This is a genomic window from Mesorhizobium sp. M1295 (assembly GCF_040318135.1).
GTDB lineage: Bacteria > Pseudomonadota > Alphaproteobacteria > Rhizobiales > Rhizobiaceae > Mesorhizobium.
In genome coordinates, this window is the sequence record NZ_JAMYLU010000037.1 from 17,564 (window position 1) to 34,018 (window position 16,455).

General features: G+C 59.7%; 12 protein-coding genes and 5 pseudogenes. 12 read left to right on the forward strand and 5 right to left on the reverse strand.

The window, feature by feature from the left end:
• Positions 1-311 precede the first annotated feature (311 nt).
• Together NKH29_RS30500 and istA are read left to right on the forward strand one after the other, a co-directional pair.
• Positions 312-524: pseudogene (locus NKH29_RS30500) on the forward strand (integrase); the annotation flags it as partial.
• A gap of 139 nt (positions 525-663) precedes the next feature.
• Positions 664-1,218: pseudogene (gene istA / locus NKH29_RS30505) on the forward strand (IS21 family transposase); the annotation flags it as partial.
• Here istA and NKH29_RS30510 read toward each other — a convergent pair.
• A pseudogene (locus NKH29_RS30510) lies at positions 1,219-1,468 on the reverse strand (RES domain-containing protein); the annotation flags it as partial.
• Positions 1,469-1,935: 467 nt separating this feature from the next.
• Between NKH29_RS30510 and NKH29_RS30515 the strand changes: the two are divergent.
• The 6 genes and pseudogenes from NKH29_RS30515 to NKH29_RS30540 form a co-directional block, all read left to right on the forward strand.
• Positions 1,936-2,077 (forward strand): annotated as a pseudogene (locus NKH29_RS30515) (nucleotidyltransferase); the annotation flags it as partial.
• A 320-nt stretch (positions 2,078-2,397) separates the two neighbouring features.
• Positions 2,398-3,531, forward strand: coding sequence for an RHE_PE00001 family protein (locus tag NKH29_RS30520; RefSeq protein WP_353001249.1), 1,134 nt, complete (start codon positions 2,398-2,400; stop codon positions 3,529-3,531).
• A 90-nt stretch (positions 3,532-3,621) separates the two neighbouring features.
• The gene (locus NKH29_RS30525) at positions 3,622-4,308 is read left to right on the forward strand and encodes an XRE family transcriptional regulator (RefSeq protein ID WP_352496210.1); all 687 of its coding nucleotides are present in this window, start codon (positions 3,622-3,624) and stop codon (positions 4,306-4,308) included.
• Entirely contained in the window at positions 4,253-4,654 is a 402-nt protein-coding gene (locus NKH29_RS30530; protein WP_352516130.1) for an RES domain-containing protein, read from the forward strand. The genes NKH29_RS30525 and NKH29_RS30530 overlap by 56 nt, the downstream gene beginning before the upstream one ends.
• A gap of 199 nt (positions 4,655-4,853) precedes the next feature.
• Positions 4,854-6,752 carry a DNA ligase D gene (gene ligD, locus NKH29_RS30535; RefSeq protein ID WP_352592189.1) on the forward strand — a complete coding sequence of 633 codons (1,899 nt, stop codon included), beginning with the start codon at positions 4,854-4,856 and terminating at the stop codon, positions 6,750-6,752.
• A 103-nt stretch (positions 6,753-6,855) separates the two neighbouring features.
• On the forward strand, positions 6,856-8,517 hold the full coding sequence (locus tag NKH29_RS30540) for a DNA polymerase/3'-5' exonuclease PolX (RefSeq protein ID WP_352592210.1): 1,662 nt from the start codon (positions 6,856-6,858) through the stop codon (positions 8,515-8,517).
• A 21-nt stretch (positions 8,518-8,538) separates the two neighbouring features.
• Here the strand turns inward: NKH29_RS30540 and NKH29_RS30545 are convergent, their stop codons facing one another.
• Both NKH29_RS30545 and NKH29_RS30550 read right to left on the reverse strand, forming a co-directional pair.
• Complete coding sequence (locus tag NKH29_RS30545; protein WP_352496206.1) at positions 8,539-9,177, reverse strand: hypothetical protein; 639 nt, start codon at positions 9,175-9,177, stop codon at positions 8,539-8,541.
• Between the two features lie 1,438 nt (positions 9,178-10,615).
• Entirely contained in the window at positions 10,616-11,125 is a 510-nt protein-coding gene (locus tag NKH29_RS30550; protein WP_352483325.1) for a ferritin-like domain-containing protein, read from the reverse strand.
• A 530-nt stretch (positions 11,126-11,655) separates the two neighbouring features.
• On the opposite strand from NKH29_RS30550, the gene NKH29_RS30555 reads away from it, so the two are divergent.
• The gene (locus NKH29_RS30555) at positions 11,656-11,874 is read left to right on the forward strand and encodes a KTSC domain-containing protein (protein WP_352496205.1); all 219 of its coding nucleotides are present in this window, start codon (positions 11,656-11,658) and stop codon (positions 11,872-11,874) included.
• A 564-nt stretch (positions 11,875-12,438) separates the two neighbouring features.
• Here NKH29_RS30555 and NKH29_RS30560 read toward each other — a convergent pair.
• The gene (locus NKH29_RS30560; protein ID WP_352792026.1) at positions 12,439-12,672 is read right to left on the reverse strand and encodes a hypothetical protein; all 234 of its coding nucleotides are present in this window, start codon (positions 12,670-12,672) and stop codon (positions 12,439-12,441) included.
• A gap of 111 nt (positions 12,673-12,783) precedes the next feature.
• Positions 12,784-13,818: a LacI family DNA-binding transcriptional regulator gene (locus NKH29_RS30565; RefSeq protein WP_353001250.1), complete on the reverse strand. Its 1,035-nt coding sequence runs from the start codon at positions 13,816-13,818 to the stop codon at positions 12,784-12,786.
• Between the two features lie 189 nt (positions 13,819-14,007).
• Here NKH29_RS30565 and NKH29_RS30570 point away from each other — a divergent pair, with 189 nt between their 5' ends.
• The 3 genes and pseudogenes from NKH29_RS30570 to NKH29_RS30580 form a co-directional block, all read left to right on the forward strand.
• Positions 14,008-15,051 carry a sterol desaturase family protein gene (locus NKH29_RS30570; RefSeq protein WP_352792028.1) on the forward strand — a complete coding sequence of 348 codons (1,044 nt, stop codon included), beginning with the start codon at positions 14,008-14,010 and terminating at the stop codon, positions 15,049-15,051.
• 112 nt (positions 15,052-15,163) lie between these two features.
• A complete protein-coding gene (locus NKH29_RS30575) occupies positions 15,164-16,108 on the forward strand; it encodes a sugar ABC transporter substrate-binding protein (protein WP_502900441.1) in 945 nt (314 codons plus the stop codon).
• Positions 16,109-16,212: 104 nt separating this feature from the next.
• Positions 16,213-16,455: pseudogene (locus tag NKH29_RS30580) on the forward strand (ABC transporter permease); the annotation flags it as partial.

The following is a 16,455-nucleotide window of genomic DNA, read 5'->3' on the forward strand; positions in this document are numbered from 1 at the left end:
GCCGGCGATTGAGAGGGTGTCGTACTCTCGCCTCGTGAGGTGAGATGTTTAAGCGTTACGTCGGCACAAGCGCATTTTATCCGAATGATCTTGCGCTACTCCAACGAGTGTTCGACGAGATATGCGCAGACGGCAACCACGATGCAAGCTCGGGCGACGCTGAGATAATCGCGTCTACGCTATTGCAATTGTTCCAAGACGGAATGACTGACGAAGCGGCCTTGCTCGCTGAGATGCGCTCACGGCAACGCGACTTTATCCGTCATACTGGCTAAGCATCAGGAAGGGGTCTCCCGTGTCCCTGTGCCCCTCGGCTGCGTGATCGCGCACTTTTTGATCTAGCCATCGACAGCAAGCTGCGTGGCTGTGATCTTGTGAAGCTTAGGATCGGTACGTTAGTCGCAGGTCCCGAAATTCGGACTCGCGCGATAGTGTTTCAGCAGAAGACAGGTCGTCCCGTTCAATTTGAGTTTATGGCTGACGCCCGAGCGAGCCTGCTCGCAGGGCTTGAGCGGCATGGGGGGGACAGTCGAAGACTTTAGCTGAGAATCGGCGTGCAAAATTGACCCCATAAGCCGGGGAATCGGCGTCCAATTTTGCCCCCCCCCCCTGATGCTTTGATTTGCGACCATCGGCTCGTCGTGGCGAGCGGATGGTGTGGGGATGAAGTCGGTGGATACGATTGCCCGGGTTCGGCGCGCCTTCCATGTGAAGGGATGGTCGCTCAAGCGGATTTGCCGCGAGTTGCCTGTGTCGCGGAACACCGTCCGCAAGATTCTCAGATCCAATGAGACATCGTTCTCCTACGAACGCGGCCGGCAGCCCAAGCCGAAGATCGGTCCGTGGCAGGATCAGCTCGACGGGTTTTTGAATGGCAACCGTGGCAAGGCGGCGCGCGAGCAACTGACACTGATCCGGATTTACGAAGAGCTTTGCAGTCTCGGCTACGAGGGTGGCTATGACGCCGTCCGCCGCTACGCGAAGAGCTGGGCGAAGGCGCAGGGGTCGGCGACGGCGGACGCCTATGTGCCGCTGTTCTTCGCGCCGGGCGAGGCCTACCAGTTCGACTGGAGCCACGAGATCGTCCTGATCAACGGCATGACGGTGACCGTGAAGGTCGCCCATGTCCGGCTCTGCCACAGCCGCATGATGTTCGTCAGGGCCTATCCGCGCGAGACGCAGGAGATGGTGTTCGACGCCCATGACAGGGCCTTTGCAAGTCATGTGGGCAAGGGCGGCGGGATCCATCCCTTCAGCTTTCAGGGCGTCCTCATCCCGGCTATCAAATATGCCCTCAATCTCGGCGTCATAGGCAAGCAGGGTGGTCGGCTGAAGGCTGCCGCCTGATTGGCTTCCCTCAGCGCCGTCACCCCCGATAGCGAAGAATAGAGCGCTGGTACGCCCTTTGGATCGAATCGTCCTCGGCGCCGCGGCCCGACAGCGGATGTCGCGCATAGATCGCTTGTATCGGCGGCGCATCGGATGTGCCCCTCCAATGCCATCAGGGGCAATGTCGAAGTGGCGCTTTCGTATCGCTTGGCGATCTGCGCGAATGGCACACGCTGCGCGCCTGGTGCAAAAACTGCTCACATCATGCCGAGGTGAAGGCCGCTGGCCTGGTCCGGCGCTATGGCAAAGATGCGCTGTTCAGCACGGTCGAAAGGGCCCTGTTCTGTACGAGCTGTGACAGAGGCGGCCCGGTCAGGTTGGAGATCCACAAGCTGCCGAGGAACTGAAGCGCTCGCCTAGCGGGGAAGGTGGCCGGCGCCGCTGGGGGGCGTTGGGGTAGTTTGCCTGAATAGGCGCCGGCCGGGCGGGTTGGGGTCCGCCGCGGTGGATAGTACCGAACTTGGTGATTCAGGTAATTCCGCGATCATGGAAGACGGCCTACGCGCACCCGTCGGTTTCGCTTTCCTCGTCAACCGTCTTCACTGTGTTAAGGCCCGCTATTCCAAACATTACTGGATCAGTGAGGAAGCGCTCGTCTGGCTGGGAGAACGGACGGCACTGCACAAGTGCGCTGAACAGATCTGCCGTGGAGCATCTGGCGCGCATGAAGGAAGCCGCAGGTGCCTAGCACGCGAGGGGGAAGTCGCGCGGTCGTCTATGATCTTAACTGCGCAACGACCACGCCGCGGGGCGCCCGGGTTGCGAGTTTGCCGGAGCTTGCGCAACGAGCAGTATACCAGTTGCTGCTTCTGACCTGCGAAGGGATCGCCGCATCGTGGGCTCGGAGGGAGAAAGCAAACGAACTTGGAACTGGGCTGCCTGAGTGTAACGATTAAGTATCGATAAGAGGTCATTATCGATAGTGAAAAAGCCGCCAGAGAAAATCCCCTGCAAGTCAACTTAACAGCCGGATAGCTTGACTAACGCGAATCAGGCATCATGAAAACAATGGCTTACGACATCGGTCTTTTGTCCCTCGACACCCTCATCGCGCCCGTCGCGAAGGCGACCGAGGCTTTGGCGCGGCTTGATGAGCGACTGGCGCGTTCCCCCGTCCGCGACGGTTTTGTCGAGCGCCAGCACTTCGCCGACGCAGCCGCCGGGCTGTGGATCGAGGGCGAGCTCGCCCATCTTGAGGACCTGGTCCTGCACGACGCCCATATGGACATTCGGACGCCGACCCATGAGCTCACCCGGGCCCATGCGGTGCTGCGAACCCGCCGGCGAATTTTTTCGCAGAAGCCGGACTGGGCGCTCAGCCGTGACGGTTTTTTGGCCCTGACCGGCCGGGGTGGCGCCATGTCGGAGGCGGAACAAAAAAACCGGGAAGGGCAGGGGGGTGGAAACAGCGTCGTTGAAGCCGATGTTCGGGACGATATTGAGGACGAGCTTCTGGCTGAGGAGTTTGCCGAGATCGATGCTGTCCTGGCACGCTCGTCGAAGATTCTGAGCGGCGCCGACGTGCCTGCTCGAAGAGAGGAGATGTCACTTCGTCACCGGCCGGAGCCGCAAAACGGCCTGATCTACGATCTTGACTGGAATGAAGAAGAACGGCTGGCCGAATGGCAGGACGTTATCGCGGAAACGCGGGAGTTGCCGGCGGTGTTGCGCGCGGCGATCCTGCTCGAAGCCTGGGCGGACATCGAGGTGCTTCAGCATGGAGTTTGGCTCGGGCCGCTGCTTGTTGCCGCGCTGCTGCGGCAGGAAGGCCTTGCCGCCAACCATCTGGCCTGCTTGCATCTCGGTGCCAAAAACATCCCGCGCGAGCGGCGGCGGGCGCGCAACCGGTCGGACCGGTTGCTGGCCTGCCTTTATGCTATCCACGACGCCGCGCTGGTCGGCCTGAAGGAACACGATCGGCTGGTGCTGGCAAAAGGCCAGATGGAGCGAAAACTCCGCGACCGCCGCACCAGCTCCAAACTGTCCGAGGTCGAACTCGTGCTGTCGCGGCCACTCGTCTCGGCAGGCATGATCCAGGAGCGGCTAAAAGTGACAAAACAGGGGGCGCTCAATCTGGTCGGCGAGCTCGGGCTGCGCGAGATGACGGGCAGAGGAAGGTTTCGAGCGTGGGGAATTGTGTAGTCCGCAACGCAAGGTTCTCTCCCTTACGAAGTTATCCAACTTGACGAACTTGCGATCTGTAACCATATTGGTGACAGCAGGAGGTTCTTCATGGCCGCTCCAAAACCAAGCAATCATAGCGGGTCCGCGTCGCATGCGGGAGTCGCCACCCTGAGCTTCACCACAAAGCTTCCGGCACAGGCAGACTTCAAGAAGGTATTGCTCGAACGCTATCAGGAAGCGATCGCACGCAGCCGGAAGATCGGCCACCGCGTATCGTTCCGGGTAGAGGTCGATCCGGCGGCTGATGCGCAGACGATCACGCCAGTCGAAGAGCAACCGATCGCTTCAGACGACACCTTTCCCGTCGAGGACACGGGCATGCCCGATGCCGAACTTGAGGCGGCTCTTGCCGGAGCGCGCGCGCGTGGCCGCAAGCGTGTTGCCGAAATTGTCGCCGGCGAGGGCATGCTGAGCGCGGATGCCTTTGCCAAGCTGCTCGGCACATCGCGGGTGACGGTCAACGCCAAGCGGCAAAGCGGGCAGGTGCTCGGGATCGATGGCGCCAAACGCGGTTTCCGCTTTCCTGTCTGGCAACTCGACAAGGACGGTCGTCCCTTCGGCGCATTGCCGGCGCTGCATGCCATGTTGGGCAACAGTGCCTGGGCCGTCTATCGGTTTCTGGCGTCGCGCCATGGCACCCTCGATGGGCGGACGGGCCTTCGAGCCCTTCAGCAAGGTGATGACGCCTCGGTGTTGGCCGCGGCGGAAGGCATGGCCAGGGGCGATTTCGACTGAATGCCCGGCGTTCCACCTCCACCCGATTTCGCAGCCGCAAAGCTCGAAATCGAGACCATACCGCGGGGTCGGACGTTCGGTCGGATCTACTGGAGCACCTATCCTGATCCATTGGGGTACGGGAAGTCGCCGAGCCGGTTCAGCGATCCTCGACGCCGTCTTTACGCCAACCGGTTTTGGCGTTCTTTACCTCGGTGACTCCTTGAAGGTGTGCTTCCTAGAGACCGTGCTCCGCGACCGCCGCGAAGGAATCCTTGACGATCTTCCAATAGAGGAGGTGGAGCTGACCCGACGGCGCTATGCGGATATCGCTGTGGCGGCGTTGAGGGCACGTTCCTGCTCTTGATTATCGCCTGTGAGCTGTGCGCGAAAATCGGGAATGGAAGGGCCGGAGGCAGGAAGCACGGCCTCAGTCCGAGGCGCTAATCAAGCGGGTCGGCAATGATCGCGAAAAGCTCAACACGGTCGGAAGCGAAACTAAAGAAGTAGTCGCGCGTTGGACGGCGGATAACGCTGTTTCGTCTCTGAGTATGGTTTAGGTCAGAGTGGTCAAGCCAACGTCGCGTAAGGCAATCAATGCGTCGAGCGCTAGTCAAGCGAAGTCGCCCGCTCGTGACGAGCTCACTTTAGCGCCGCCCGCTTTCCGGCCGGTCCAGCTCGCAACGCTCGTGGACACGGTCCCTGCCGGCGATCGTTGGATCCATGAGATGAAATACGACGGCTACCGTATTCTCGTTGCCGTCGGCGGTGGCGAGGCGCGAGCCTACACACGATCTGGCCTGGACTGGTCTAGCCGTTTTCCCTCGATCCTCTCCGAGGCTCGCAAGCTCAAGGTGCGCTCCGCCCTGATTGACGGCGAGGCCGCGGTTGTCGATGCGGAAGGAAGATCTAACTTCCAAGCGCTTCAAAATGCATTGAAGGGTGCCCCGGCGACTATCGACTTTTATGCGTTCGATCTGCTGCAGCTCGACGGCGAAGATCTGACAAGGCTTCCTCTTGTTGAGCGCAAGGCGAAGCTGGAGGCGATCTTGCCTGCGAAAGATCCCGTCCTTCGTTACTCCGACCATATCCTCGGCCGCGGAGAAGAGCTGCTCGATCGCTTCTGCGCAGCCGGCCTTGAGGGCGTCATCTCAAAGCTCGCGGATTCGAGTTATGTGGCGGCCCGCGGCGCAAGCTGGCTGAAGATCAAATGCATCAGGCGGCAGGAATTTGTGATTGTCGGCTGGACGCCGTCCGACAAGGTCCGCGCGTTTCGGTCCTTGATCCTTGGCGTTCATGACCGCGGCAAGCTGCGTTACGCCGGGAAAGTCGGCACCGGCTTCGATACCGCTGAACTTCTTCGTCTCTTGAAGATCATGGCGCCGCTTGAGCAGAAGGCCGCCACCGTCGACGCACCACGCGCCGAAGTGCGCGGCGCACACTGGCTCCGTCCGAAACTGGTCGCTGAGATTGCCTTCACCGAAATGACAAATGAAGGGACGTTACGACATCCGAGCTATCTTGGTCTCCGCGAAGACAAGAAGCCGGAGGCGGTCGTGCTCGAGACTGAACGTCATGCAGCCGATCTCGCCGCGTCTGCGACAACCGCCATCGCGATAAGTAACCGTGACCGCGTCATCTATCCGGAGTCCAACATCACCAAGGGACAGCTCGCCGACCATTACGCAGCGGTCGCGGCGATCATGCTTCCTTGGGTTGGCAGCCGGCCGATCAGTCTGGTTCGATGCCCACAGGGCCGCGCGAAGAAGTGCTTCTTCCAAAAACACGACGCCGGCAGCTTTGGCGACAAAGTCCACCACGTCGGCATCACGGAGAAGGACGGGCACGAGGAACCATATCTCTATGTCGACGATGCCGACGGACTGATGACTTGCGTCCAGATGGGAACGATCGAGCTGCATGGATGGGGGGCTCGGATCGAGGATGTCGAAAAGGCTGACCGCCTCGTTTTCGACCTCGACCCCGATGAAGGCCTCGATTTTGAGGCCGTCCGCGCCGCTGCCTTTCAGTTCCGCGCTATCCTTAAATCGCTGGGGCTTACGACTTTCCCGATGTTGACGGGAGGCAAAGGAGTGCACGTCATCGCGCCGCTCACCCCTGGCGCCGAGTGGCCAGAGGTGAAGGACTTTGCGTCTCGCCTGGCGCAGGCGGTCGCCCGGAGCGATCCGGCCCATTTCACGGCCGTGTTGTCAAAGACGCGCCGCAAGGGTCGCATCTTTGTGGACTATCTACGCAATCAGCGCGGGGCGACCGCGATCATGCCCTACAGCGCGAGATCACGTCCGGGCGCTCCTGTCGCGGCACCGATCACGTGGGCGGAGATGAAGACAATAGATGCGCCCTCTCATTTCCACGTGGGCGATGCTCCTGAATTAAAGAAACGCGCAGCCTCCAAAGCTCTGGCTGGATGGGGTCGCGCTGACCAATCCTTGCCCAATTTGTAGCGTACGTGAAGAGGCAGTAAAGCCGGGATTTAAAGGGCAACGCGGCGCTCATGGCCTTGCCTGATTGGAACCTGCGGAGATCGGCCTCCGTTTGGCTGAAGCCATGGCAAAAATCAATCCGAGGACCGTCGCCAGTCTTTTGAGGGAATACGCACAACGGGCGTCTATGCGCGGCGACAATCCCTATCGCATAAAGGCGTACTTGCGCGCGGCAGACAGTCTGACGGCGCTGTCGCAGCCGCTTGATCGGATCATCGCCGCCGGCGCCCTCACCAAGATCCCGGGGATCGGTGAAGCGATCGCAGACATCGTGACCAAGCTTTACCAAACCGGCACGCACCCAAGCCTTGAGAAGCTGCGCGAGGATGTTCCAGCGGGCGTGATGGAGCTGTTTGCCATACCCGGGCTTCGTCCCGATAAGATACTGAAGCTTCATCAGGCGCTCGGCGTGAACTCGCTGGCGGAGCTCGAGGCCGCAGCAAGAGAAGACCGCATACGCCCAGTCAAAGGCCTCGGCGCCGCGCTTCAGACAAAGCTCCTGCAGAACCTGGCCATCGTGCGAAGCGGCGAAACGCAACTTCACCTGCACAAGGCCGCCGCTCTTCTCGAACATGCGGTCATATCAGTGAAGCAAGAGCATCCAGAGTTTTCGCGCGTCGAAATTGCAGGCGACTTCCGGCGCGGTTGCGAGCTCGTTTCCGATTTCGCCCTGGTAGCGCAGGCCAGAAAATCGACTGGAATCGAGGATACGACCCTGAGGCTTGTTGTCACGGACAGGAAGCACTTTGGCGCGCGCATGCTCGAGGCAACCGGTTCGGCAGACCACCTCGAGCAACTGAAGACGTTCGCGGCCGACAAGGGGTTCACCCTAAATGCCGACGGGCTTCATCGCGGGAGAAAGCTGATCGCGTCAGCGACAGAAGAAGAAATCTACCAAGCTCTAGACTTGCAGTTTATCGAACCTGAATTGCGCGAAGGCAGGGACGAGATTGAGCGAGCGGCAAAGCAGAAGCTACCCGCCCTCATTCGGGATGAAGATCTGCATGGCATCCTGCATTCTCACACGACCGCATCCGATGGCACCGAAACGCTTGAGGCAATGGCTGAAGCCACGCGCAAGCGCGGTTTCGAATACTATGGTGTCGCCGATCATTCGCAGTCCGCTCACTACGCAGGCGGCCTTTCGTTGCAGGAGATTGCTGAACAGCACCGCGAAGCTGACCGGCTGAACAAGGCATACAATGGAAAATTTCGCATACTGAAGGGCATCGAGGCGGACATCCTGGCGGATGGCTCGCTCGATTACCCGAATCATATCTTGGAGCAGTTCGATTTCGTCGTCGCGAGCGTGCACAGCCGCTTCAAGTTGCCCAAGAAGGAACAGACGGAGCGTATCATTGAGGCGATCGGAAATCCTCGGACGACAATCCTCGGGCACATGACCGGTCGCCAGCTGTTGCGCCGGCCCGGTTATGATCTCGACGTCGACAAAGTCCTCAAAGCGTGTGCAAAACACGGCGTCGCTGTCGAAATCAACGCACATCCTTGGCGACTCGACCTCGACTGGCGCTGGCATCAAAAGGCACTCGATCAGGGCTGCATCTTCAGCATCAATCCGGACGCTCACTCGATCCGCGAGCTCGACCACATGCATTGGGGGGTCGAGATGGCGCGCAAGGGCGGTGTCCCTGCGAAGCGGGTCCTGAACGCGATGCGTTTGACGGCCCTCCTTGCGCATCTCGCACGGCGCAGGCAAACGTCCTAACCTGCTTGTGCGCCCGGCCTATCAGCGCAGGAGTCCGTCATTCTCAAAATCTTCCCAGCCGCGCAAACTGGAGTGCGAGTTCTCATCGGGGCCATAGCCAACTGAAGCTGCAGTTCCGCGGCCGCTTCTTTGAGCACGTTTCATAGCGGCCTTCCCCGCGGCTCGCCGCCTATTCTCTGCAGCTGTCGCTGCGTCCTGTTCGCGCCAGACCGTAACCAGGTCGCGGTCAAGCACATCCTCCACGTGCTGCGGGTCGAACACGTGAAAGGTGATGTTCCTTGCCCGCCCGCGGAGTTTCACCGTTTTCGTCCCGGCGCTCTGCAAGCGACCATCTTTCAGCCAGCGGTGCCGTTCGGCCGTCGAGATCGTCAGAATGTCCTCGATTTCACGGGGGATTACGGGCAGGTCTTCGATATTCTGCAGTGCATTGGATACGATCCCGAATACCACCTGCACATCATTCTCGGTGCCCTCAGACAGGCGCAGGGTAAGCACGCGGGACTCGATATGGAGCAGTTTCCTGAACTCCGTTGGAAGGCGGGCGCGTATTTCAAGGAAAATACCCCTCGCTCTGACGGACGATCCAAGCGTTGCAGCCGGGGTTAAAGGCCACTCTCCAATCAGTTTCGCTGTTGCATTGATTTTTCGGCGTGTGGACATGCCCCTTTATATAGGTCACCGATTGTCGGCAGCGATGAGCCGATCGCAAAGCCAGCAGAGTTCTAATCCGCCAGCGGTCTGAACCATGATGCCCAAAGGCGCAACCACGATTGTTAGCGGGGCCGCTGATTGTCGTCGCCTTGCGCTTACCGACAATTGTGCTTCACCCGTTCCGGGCTTCCTTGTGGGTGCCGGGACCAACATGTGATCTCCATAATGCGTAAGAGCCGGAGGCCCATCGCCGGCGACAAGGCGATCATTGCAGAGAAAGGTTACGATCGATCGGATGCCCGCGGCCTTCACCCGAAATGTTGCTGGGCGCCTCCTTCGACAGCGCGCTATGCGAGACGTCCTGGCCGGGCGCGCCGCCTGTTGAGAGCGACGATCGCGAATGCGCGAACGGCTGGACGGCAGGTGAAGCGGGGTCGCGATAGGCGCATATCGGACTTGCTAGCCGTCGAACTCCGGCTTATCCGTTCGTCCGCCCATTATCCGGCTGGACAGCGCCGCGCCCTTGGGCTGTTCAAAGTGCGCTTGCATCTTCCCTACGCCGACAAGCGTGGCCGTTGTATCGCCGTAGTGTCAACCCGCTGAAGTCCGGCGGTGCTTTCTCAGCCGAGTGATCGCCGACTTGTCGACCGTGATCACCCCGCCGCAGTCAATCCGCACAGTGAGTTTGTTTGCTCCGCGATCGATGCGGGTGACGTCCCCAACAAGAACCACTCGGTCTCCGGCCCGGACTTTTGGGTGGCGGATCAATCGTATAAGGATGGTCATACGAGGGAATGCTCACCCTGGCGCGCCCGCTGGGGAGAATCGTGATGACGGTACCTGCTAGTGAAACCTCATCGCCAACCTCAAATTCGCGAGGCATGTTAACGTGCAGCATGGTCTTCCTCCCGATGCTTTCCCTAATTGACGCTTTGCTAAATTAATGCCCGGCCAACCAGGTTGGTTGTTTGCAATCGACTTCGTACGGTTCCGCACAGTTCCAAGCTGGTATGCACTCCCAGTTGGCCTCGGATCGGTATTGTGTGCGTCAAATTCTGCAGAAATGGTTTGACAGTCAGCGATGACCTTGGCGCGCCCCGTCCAGCCACGTGTTAGCGGAGCGGCGGACTTCCTCTCGGTCCGGCGATGGCCACAAACGAGGAGCGTGGAGCTGAAATCGATCTTTCGCCTTCAGGTACGTCGTTCCGGTAAATTCGAAGAATGCCGACGCCGGAAGCAGGTATCGAGCGCGCTTTGATGCTACGGCAACGCCTACAAGCAATTTTCGCTATGTTCCCCGCAATGATCGATGGGCATCCTCGATCGTTGCCGTCCGCCGCCGCTCCTATTCAGTTCCAAGCCGCGGAGCTCGCTCGTCGACATCGGAGCCGGTGTTAACCAGCTTCCGCGCCGATCCCTCACTTCAAGATCGCTACGTTCCCACCGATCACCGCTTGGCGCTGTCGCTGTCCGCTTCGGCCCGCGCAAGGAACTGCTCGGTCGTTGAGGCAAGATGGGTTTTCAGCCAATCCGCCATCGCGACTTCCTCTCGCAGGTTCTCTTCGCAAGCCCGAAGAACCTCGGTTTCGCCGAGCGATCGAGCAGCGGCAATCAGGATCGTGTAGGAGGCGATTTCCATGTGCTCGAACGTGTAGCTCGCCAGCGATCCTTTCATCACCTCGTCTCCAGCGAAGACGCCGCTCAGCGATTGCGCCATCGCCGTCAGCTTGCCGCCAGCATCCTTCATCGTGGATGAACCCTCGTCCATCTGATCGAGACAAGTCTTCAGCCGGGCAGCCTGCTGCTTAGTCTCGTCGAGGTGCTGTCGGATTCGGTCGCTCAGTTCGGGATAATTCTCGATACGACTCAACTGCCCGTTCAACATCGTCTCTGCCTGCTCTTCCATGGCATGAGCGTCTCTAAGCCATTGGACAAACCATTCCCGACTTTCTGACATTTCGAATCTCCTTTGCTACTTAAGGAAAAACTTTCGGAAGAAGACATTGTTCCGGAGCAAAGCCCGCCGAACGGCCCTTGACAGTCCCAGAGGATCAGCGACGTAGCGGATCTCAATTCACCTCACGAAGATCCTCAGCAATGCGGGTGAAGGCCAAGATGGCGGAAGATCGGCGCAAGGAAAACGGGCCATGGACGCGAGACGCGCCGGTCAACCACACCTGCTCGCCGCTGCGCGTTCCATTACAAGGTCCAACTGGCACTGGCCCGCCTCCTCGCCATCCCACGCGGCGACGTATTGAAGCGCCCCGCATGGCATACCGCGACCGCCGTCTGTCGTCCCGGGCAAGTAAGAACGGCAAGCAGATGAAACTCCCAGCGCTCGGCGAAGCTGAAGCGGTTTCTTGAGGAGGCGCTGATCGCGGCCGCTGGCGCTCCGCATTGAGCCTCGTGCCTCACCGCACCATCACGTTCGCAAGGAACGCGACGGCCTCTCCGCTCGTTGATTGCTTTTCGAATCGAGCCGCCGTCATGCCCTCCATATCGATACGCAAAACGGAATACGATCCCGACAGAAGAATCCTCTCGGTCTGGTTCGTGGCCAGCGGTAAGCGGTGCGAGTTTGAGGGGGTACCGCCGGAAACTTTTGCCGCTTTCCGGGCGGCATTCGCCAAGGGCCGCTATTTCAACGACCATATCCGCAACAATTTCCGCTACCATCTGGTTGCGACCCATAGCGACCCGGGATGACCTGACCTGCCGGTGTCTCAATCGTCCTGTCGCTCCAACCGGCGGTTGGTGGACGCGTCGCCGCTGTTGCCCTAAGTTCGCTTTCGGTCCGCGCGCACCTCGCAAAGCCCACCCCCGAAGTCCCTGCCTGGTGCAAAGGCGCTTGATCGGTCCCGCCGCCCTGGCAGTGTGCGGCGGGATTTTTTGCGCTCCAGGTGGAACACCGGGGTGCGGGCAAGGTTCGGTGCACGCAGTACATCCTCCATACGATATTGCTGCACGATCGGCTGACTCCGATCCGGCCCGCGTCTCCTCAATCCAGAGACGCGGGCTTTTGGCGAATGTCTGTGGATCAGCGCGCCATCAGGTCTGTTCAGCGCTAGAGTAGAGGCGATCGCGTATCTATCTGACCGAAAGCAAACAGAAGCGAGGCGTGCCCCACTGAAAGCACAAGCAAGCGCAAAGGTTCATAGACTGATGCTCGGCTGGCGGCAACTTGCTCGCCAGCCGAGTTGAGTTCACGCGGTGGTCGGGGGAGACTTGCCAGCCACACGCTGGTGATTCCAACCTGTGCCGATGTGCCAATCAGCAACCTTCGTCCGTCTTTTTCACCTGGCCTGGCGCGGCGGTGTTGGCGGTCGTGTCCTGCTGACCTGGCGCAGCCTGCTGAGCGCTGCCAGTCTGCTGGCCGGGCGCGCAGTCTCTGGCCGAGTTCGGATTTGTGGTGCCGCTGGTGGTGGTCGTGTCGGTGCCCTGATCGCCGGACATGTTGGTCCCGCTGCTCGTCGTGCCGGTGCCCTGACCCGTCGTACTGGGCATGGAACGGCCTAGGCGATGATGGACGTTGAGGTCGGCTTGCGCGTGAGCTGAAAACGGACATTCCTATGGGTCGCAGAACGCCCGACGGGCGACCCCTAGCTGACATTTGCCTTAGATATTTTCCGGCGTGACTATTTCGAAAGGAATTGATCGCTGAAGGGTGGCGAACGGTGCTTGTGGTCCAATGAGATCAATCATGGTTTGGACAAGAAGGGCCGAGGTTGCGTCGAGCGGATGACAGAGAGCTGCAGTGATCAACCCTTCAGACAGTCCCTTTCGGGTTTCGGGTCCAATATCACGGCAAACCAGCTTGATCCCCGAACGCTTCTCGAGAGTTGCCTCCCTTAGCGCACGGAGGACGCCGGTTATTCCGCCGCCGACGATCAGAATGCCCACAAGGTCGTCAGTCGCCTTCAGCAACTCGGCCACCATGCGGTACGCCTCACTCGATTCCTCATGGGTCGGACGACTTTCCTCCACTATCAGCCGCGGAGCATGCTCGCGCAAATAGGACCGGAAGCTGGCGTCTGCGACATCCTGGCATTGATACCGGTGGTTCCCTATGAACACCGCGATGCGACCAGGGCCATGTGTGGTCTGGGTGATCAGGAAGGCTGCGGTGCGCCCCAGCTTCCAGTTGTCTGTGCCTACATACGCCGCCCGTTCCGGCGCTGATTGGTCGGTAATGTAAGAGATGACGGGTTTCCCGATCTCCTTCAGAGAACGGATGGCCTGGCCAATGATCGGATGATCTGCGGCGACTACAGCGACAGCGTCGCACGACTCGCCGAGCGCGACGAGGCGGCTCGAGATAGTCTCCGGTGTAAGCAGATCCACAAAGTCGATAACCGGCTCGATCACCTCGTCCCGGCGATCGCGACAGGCGGCAACGATTTTCTTGCCGAACAGCTGGTAGAGATCGCGAGTGGACTGCTGCAGCAGGAACCCCAATCGGTATTGTGGCGATAGCTGACGGGCCCGGTTGTCAATCGCACCGATGCCGTAAAATCCTATTTCCGCCGCAGCGCTTTGAACGCGTTGAACAGTTTTCGGGCGCACGGAAACGGTCCCATTCAGAATTCTGTTTACGGTCGCTGTGGATACGCCTGCGGCGATAGCGAGATCGCGAATTGTCGGCCGAGTCATGAACCTCACCTTCGTTTGTATCATGATGATTGAGCTTAAATGATACAAATATCATTTTGATATTGTTTTCGACTACTACAAATATCAACCCTCCGATATGAAATGTGCCAGCTAGGGTGTGATCGGATGATGGCTCCCGGCGGCTAGATCCACGCTCAAGACTGATCCGGGCACGGAGGTGCTGTTACGATGGATGACCTTCAGTATGGGACACGCGACAAGCGCGGCAATTGGGCGCCGCACCGCCGCGCCGAACCGGCGCCGTTGTGGCATCGTCCGTTCAATGCAAGAAAGGTCATCGCCTGGCTCCCTGAATTTTTTTGGCCGTGGAATGCTTTCCACATCGCCACATCGCTCCTCTGGGTGAATTTTCTCATCCCGAACTGGCAGAGCCTGGCAAGCTTGTCGCTGCTCAACTATTTTTGGCTTTACGGTCTGAACGCCGCCGGCATTTTCCTGTTTTATGGCTTCTTCGAACTGCGCTTCTACGTTCATCGTCGGCAGGGCACGCGCTTCAAATACAATGCCAAATTTCCGTCTGATGTGCCGTCCGACGTTTTCTGGTTCCAGCGCCAGAACCTAGACAATTTCCTGCGGTCCTTCTTTGTCACCATCCCGCTGTGGACGGTGGTCGAGATCGTGATGCTGTGGGTCTACGCCAACAGCTGGGCGGTCTGGCTGCCCTGGACGACCAATTGGCTCTACTTGTCTTTCTTGGTGCTGCTCGCGCCGTTTGTTCACGAGGTTTATTTCTTTCTGCTGCACCGCGCGATCCACTGGCCACCTGTCTATAAGTGGGTCCATTCGGTTCACCACAATTCGATCAATCCCAGCCCATGGTCGTCTCTTTCCATGCACCCCGTGGAAGGCTTCCTGTATCACGCCGAGGCGTGGCTGCACCTGCTGATCCCATCCAACCCGGTCTGCGCCTATTTCACGCTGCACGGCGCCGGCTTTGGCGCGGTCAACGGTCATCTTGGCTTCGAAACGTTTGAACTGACCGACAAGTTGAATCTCGATAGCCATTCTTATGTGCATTACCTGCACCACAAGTACTTCGAGGTGAACTACGGCGGAGACGGTCTCGTGCCGCTCGATAAGCTGTTCGGTACCTGGCACGACGGTAGCAAGGAGGCCGACGACGCGATGAAGGCGCGCTTCCTCAAAAAGAAGGAGAAGCTACGCGCCAAACAGCAAGCCCGTGGCGCAGGCTCGGGTATGCCGGCGGAGTGACGGAGAGGCATCAGCGCCTATGAGGAGAGGGCGCGGGGCAGCAGAACTTAATTGAACACCTGCAGGGCGGGTGAAACCTGGGAGGACTACTGTGAAGCTTTTAAAGACACTCATATCGGCAACGGTTTTGACTGCATTCAGCACCGGGGTGACACTTGCCGCCAACATCTTCGTGATCGGCGGCAAGCCGGACGATCCGTTTTGGTCGATCGTCAAGCGGGGTGCCGAAGACGCCGGCAAGGTGGTCGAGGCCCAGGGCGGTAAGGTCACCTGGCTCGGTCCCCAGAACTATGACAATCTGGGTGTGGACGCTGCCGAGCTGATCCGGCAGGCAATCGACCAGAAAGCCGATGCCATTGTCGGTCCGGACTGGGTGCCAGAAGCAATGGATCCTGCGTTCAAGGCCGTCAAGGATGCCGGCATTCCGCTGGTCATCTACAATGCTGGCGGGTTGAAGGCGGCCGATCGCCTCGGCGCGCTGAACTACGTCGGCTCTGACGACTACAAGGGCGGCGTCGCGGGCGGCGAGTACCTGGCCAAAGCCGGCAGCAAGAAAGGCGTCTGCATTAACACCCTCCCGGGTGCAGCCAATATCGAAGCTTATTGTGGTGGCTTCAAGGAGGGGATGAAGAATGGCGGCGGCGAGGCCGACGTGTTGCCCTTGCCCGCCACGTCGTTCGGTTCAGCTACAGCTGTCGCGCAGGCTGTGAAGGCTTATTTGCTGCAGCACTCGGACGTGACCGCCGTGTTCACCATCGGTAACGTTGACGCCAATTCCGCCATGAACGGCCTCACCCAGGCCGGAAAAAGTGATAAGGTTCGTCTATGCGGCATCAACTTCGACGAGACCATCCTGAACAACATCAAGGATGGGAAACAGGCCTGCGCGATTGATCAGCAAGGCTACCTGCAGGGCTACCTCGCCGTGGCGATCCTGAACGGCAATGTAAACTACGGCCTCACCGTGCCCACTCGTGAGATTCTGACTGGACCCGGCATCATCGACAAGGCTTCCGTCGATGCAACCATCGCCGGCGTGAAGGCCGGGACGCGATAGCCCCTTTTCACTGATGGCCGCCCTCGCTTGAAACGCGGGCGGCCATTCCTCCCTTCTCTGCGGCGGCTCCATCGTGGCCGGCCGCTTGCTCGCGGATTACCCCAATGGCACATCCCGTGACGTCCACATTAACCCCGGTGCCGAACCGCACGCGGTCCCGACTAGCCCTCGGCCGGCTGGCGCGTCGACCAGAGTCGGGCTCGTTCCTCGGCCTGGTCGCAGTTCTGCTTTTCTTTGGCCTGTTCGGGGGAAGTGCCTTCATGTCGGCAGCCGGCACGGCCAGCTGGTTGAACATCGCGTCTGAGATCGGGATCATCGCGCTGCCGATAGGGTTGCTGATGATCGCC

Coding starts and splice junctions, on each gene's coding strand:
- NKH29_RS30540 (WP_352592210.1), top strand. CDS start 6,856: ATGGCAAAAATCAATCCGAGGACCGTCGCCAGTCTTTTGAGGGAATAC.
- NKH29_RS30570 (WP_352792028.1), top strand. CDS start 14,008: ATGGATGACCTTCAGTATGGGACACGCGACAAGCGCGGCAATTGGGCG.
- NKH29_RS30560 (WP_352792026.1), bottom strand. CDS start 12,672: ATGCCCAGTACGACGGGTCAGGGCACCGGCACGACGAGCAGCGGGACC.
- NKH29_RS30520 (WP_353001249.1), top strand. CDS start 2,398: ATGGCTTACGACATCGGTCTTTTGTCCCTCGACACCCTCATCGCGCCC.
- NKH29_RS30555 (WP_352496205.1), top strand. CDS start 11,656: ATGCCCTCCATATCGATACGCAAAACGGAATACGATCCCGACAGAAGA.
- NKH29_RS30545 (WP_352496206.1), bottom strand. CDS start 9,177: ATGTCCACACGCCGAAAAATCAATGCAACAGCGAAACTGATTGGAGAG.
- NKH29_RS30530 (WP_352516130.1), top strand. CDS start 4,253: ATGACGCCTCGGTGTTGGCCGCGGCGGAAGGCATGGCCAGGGGCGATT.
- NKH29_RS30550 (WP_352483325.1), bottom strand. CDS start 11,125: ATGTCAGAAAGTCGGGAATGGTTTGTCCAATGGCTTAGAGACGCTCAT.
- NKH29_RS30525 (WP_352496210.1), top strand. CDS start 3,622: ATGGCCGCTCCAAAACCAAGCAATCATAGCGGGTCCGCGTCGCATGCG.
- NKH29_RS30565 (WP_353001250.1), bottom strand. CDS start 13,818: ATGACTCGGCCGACAATTCGCGATCTCGCTATCGCCGCAGGCGTATCC.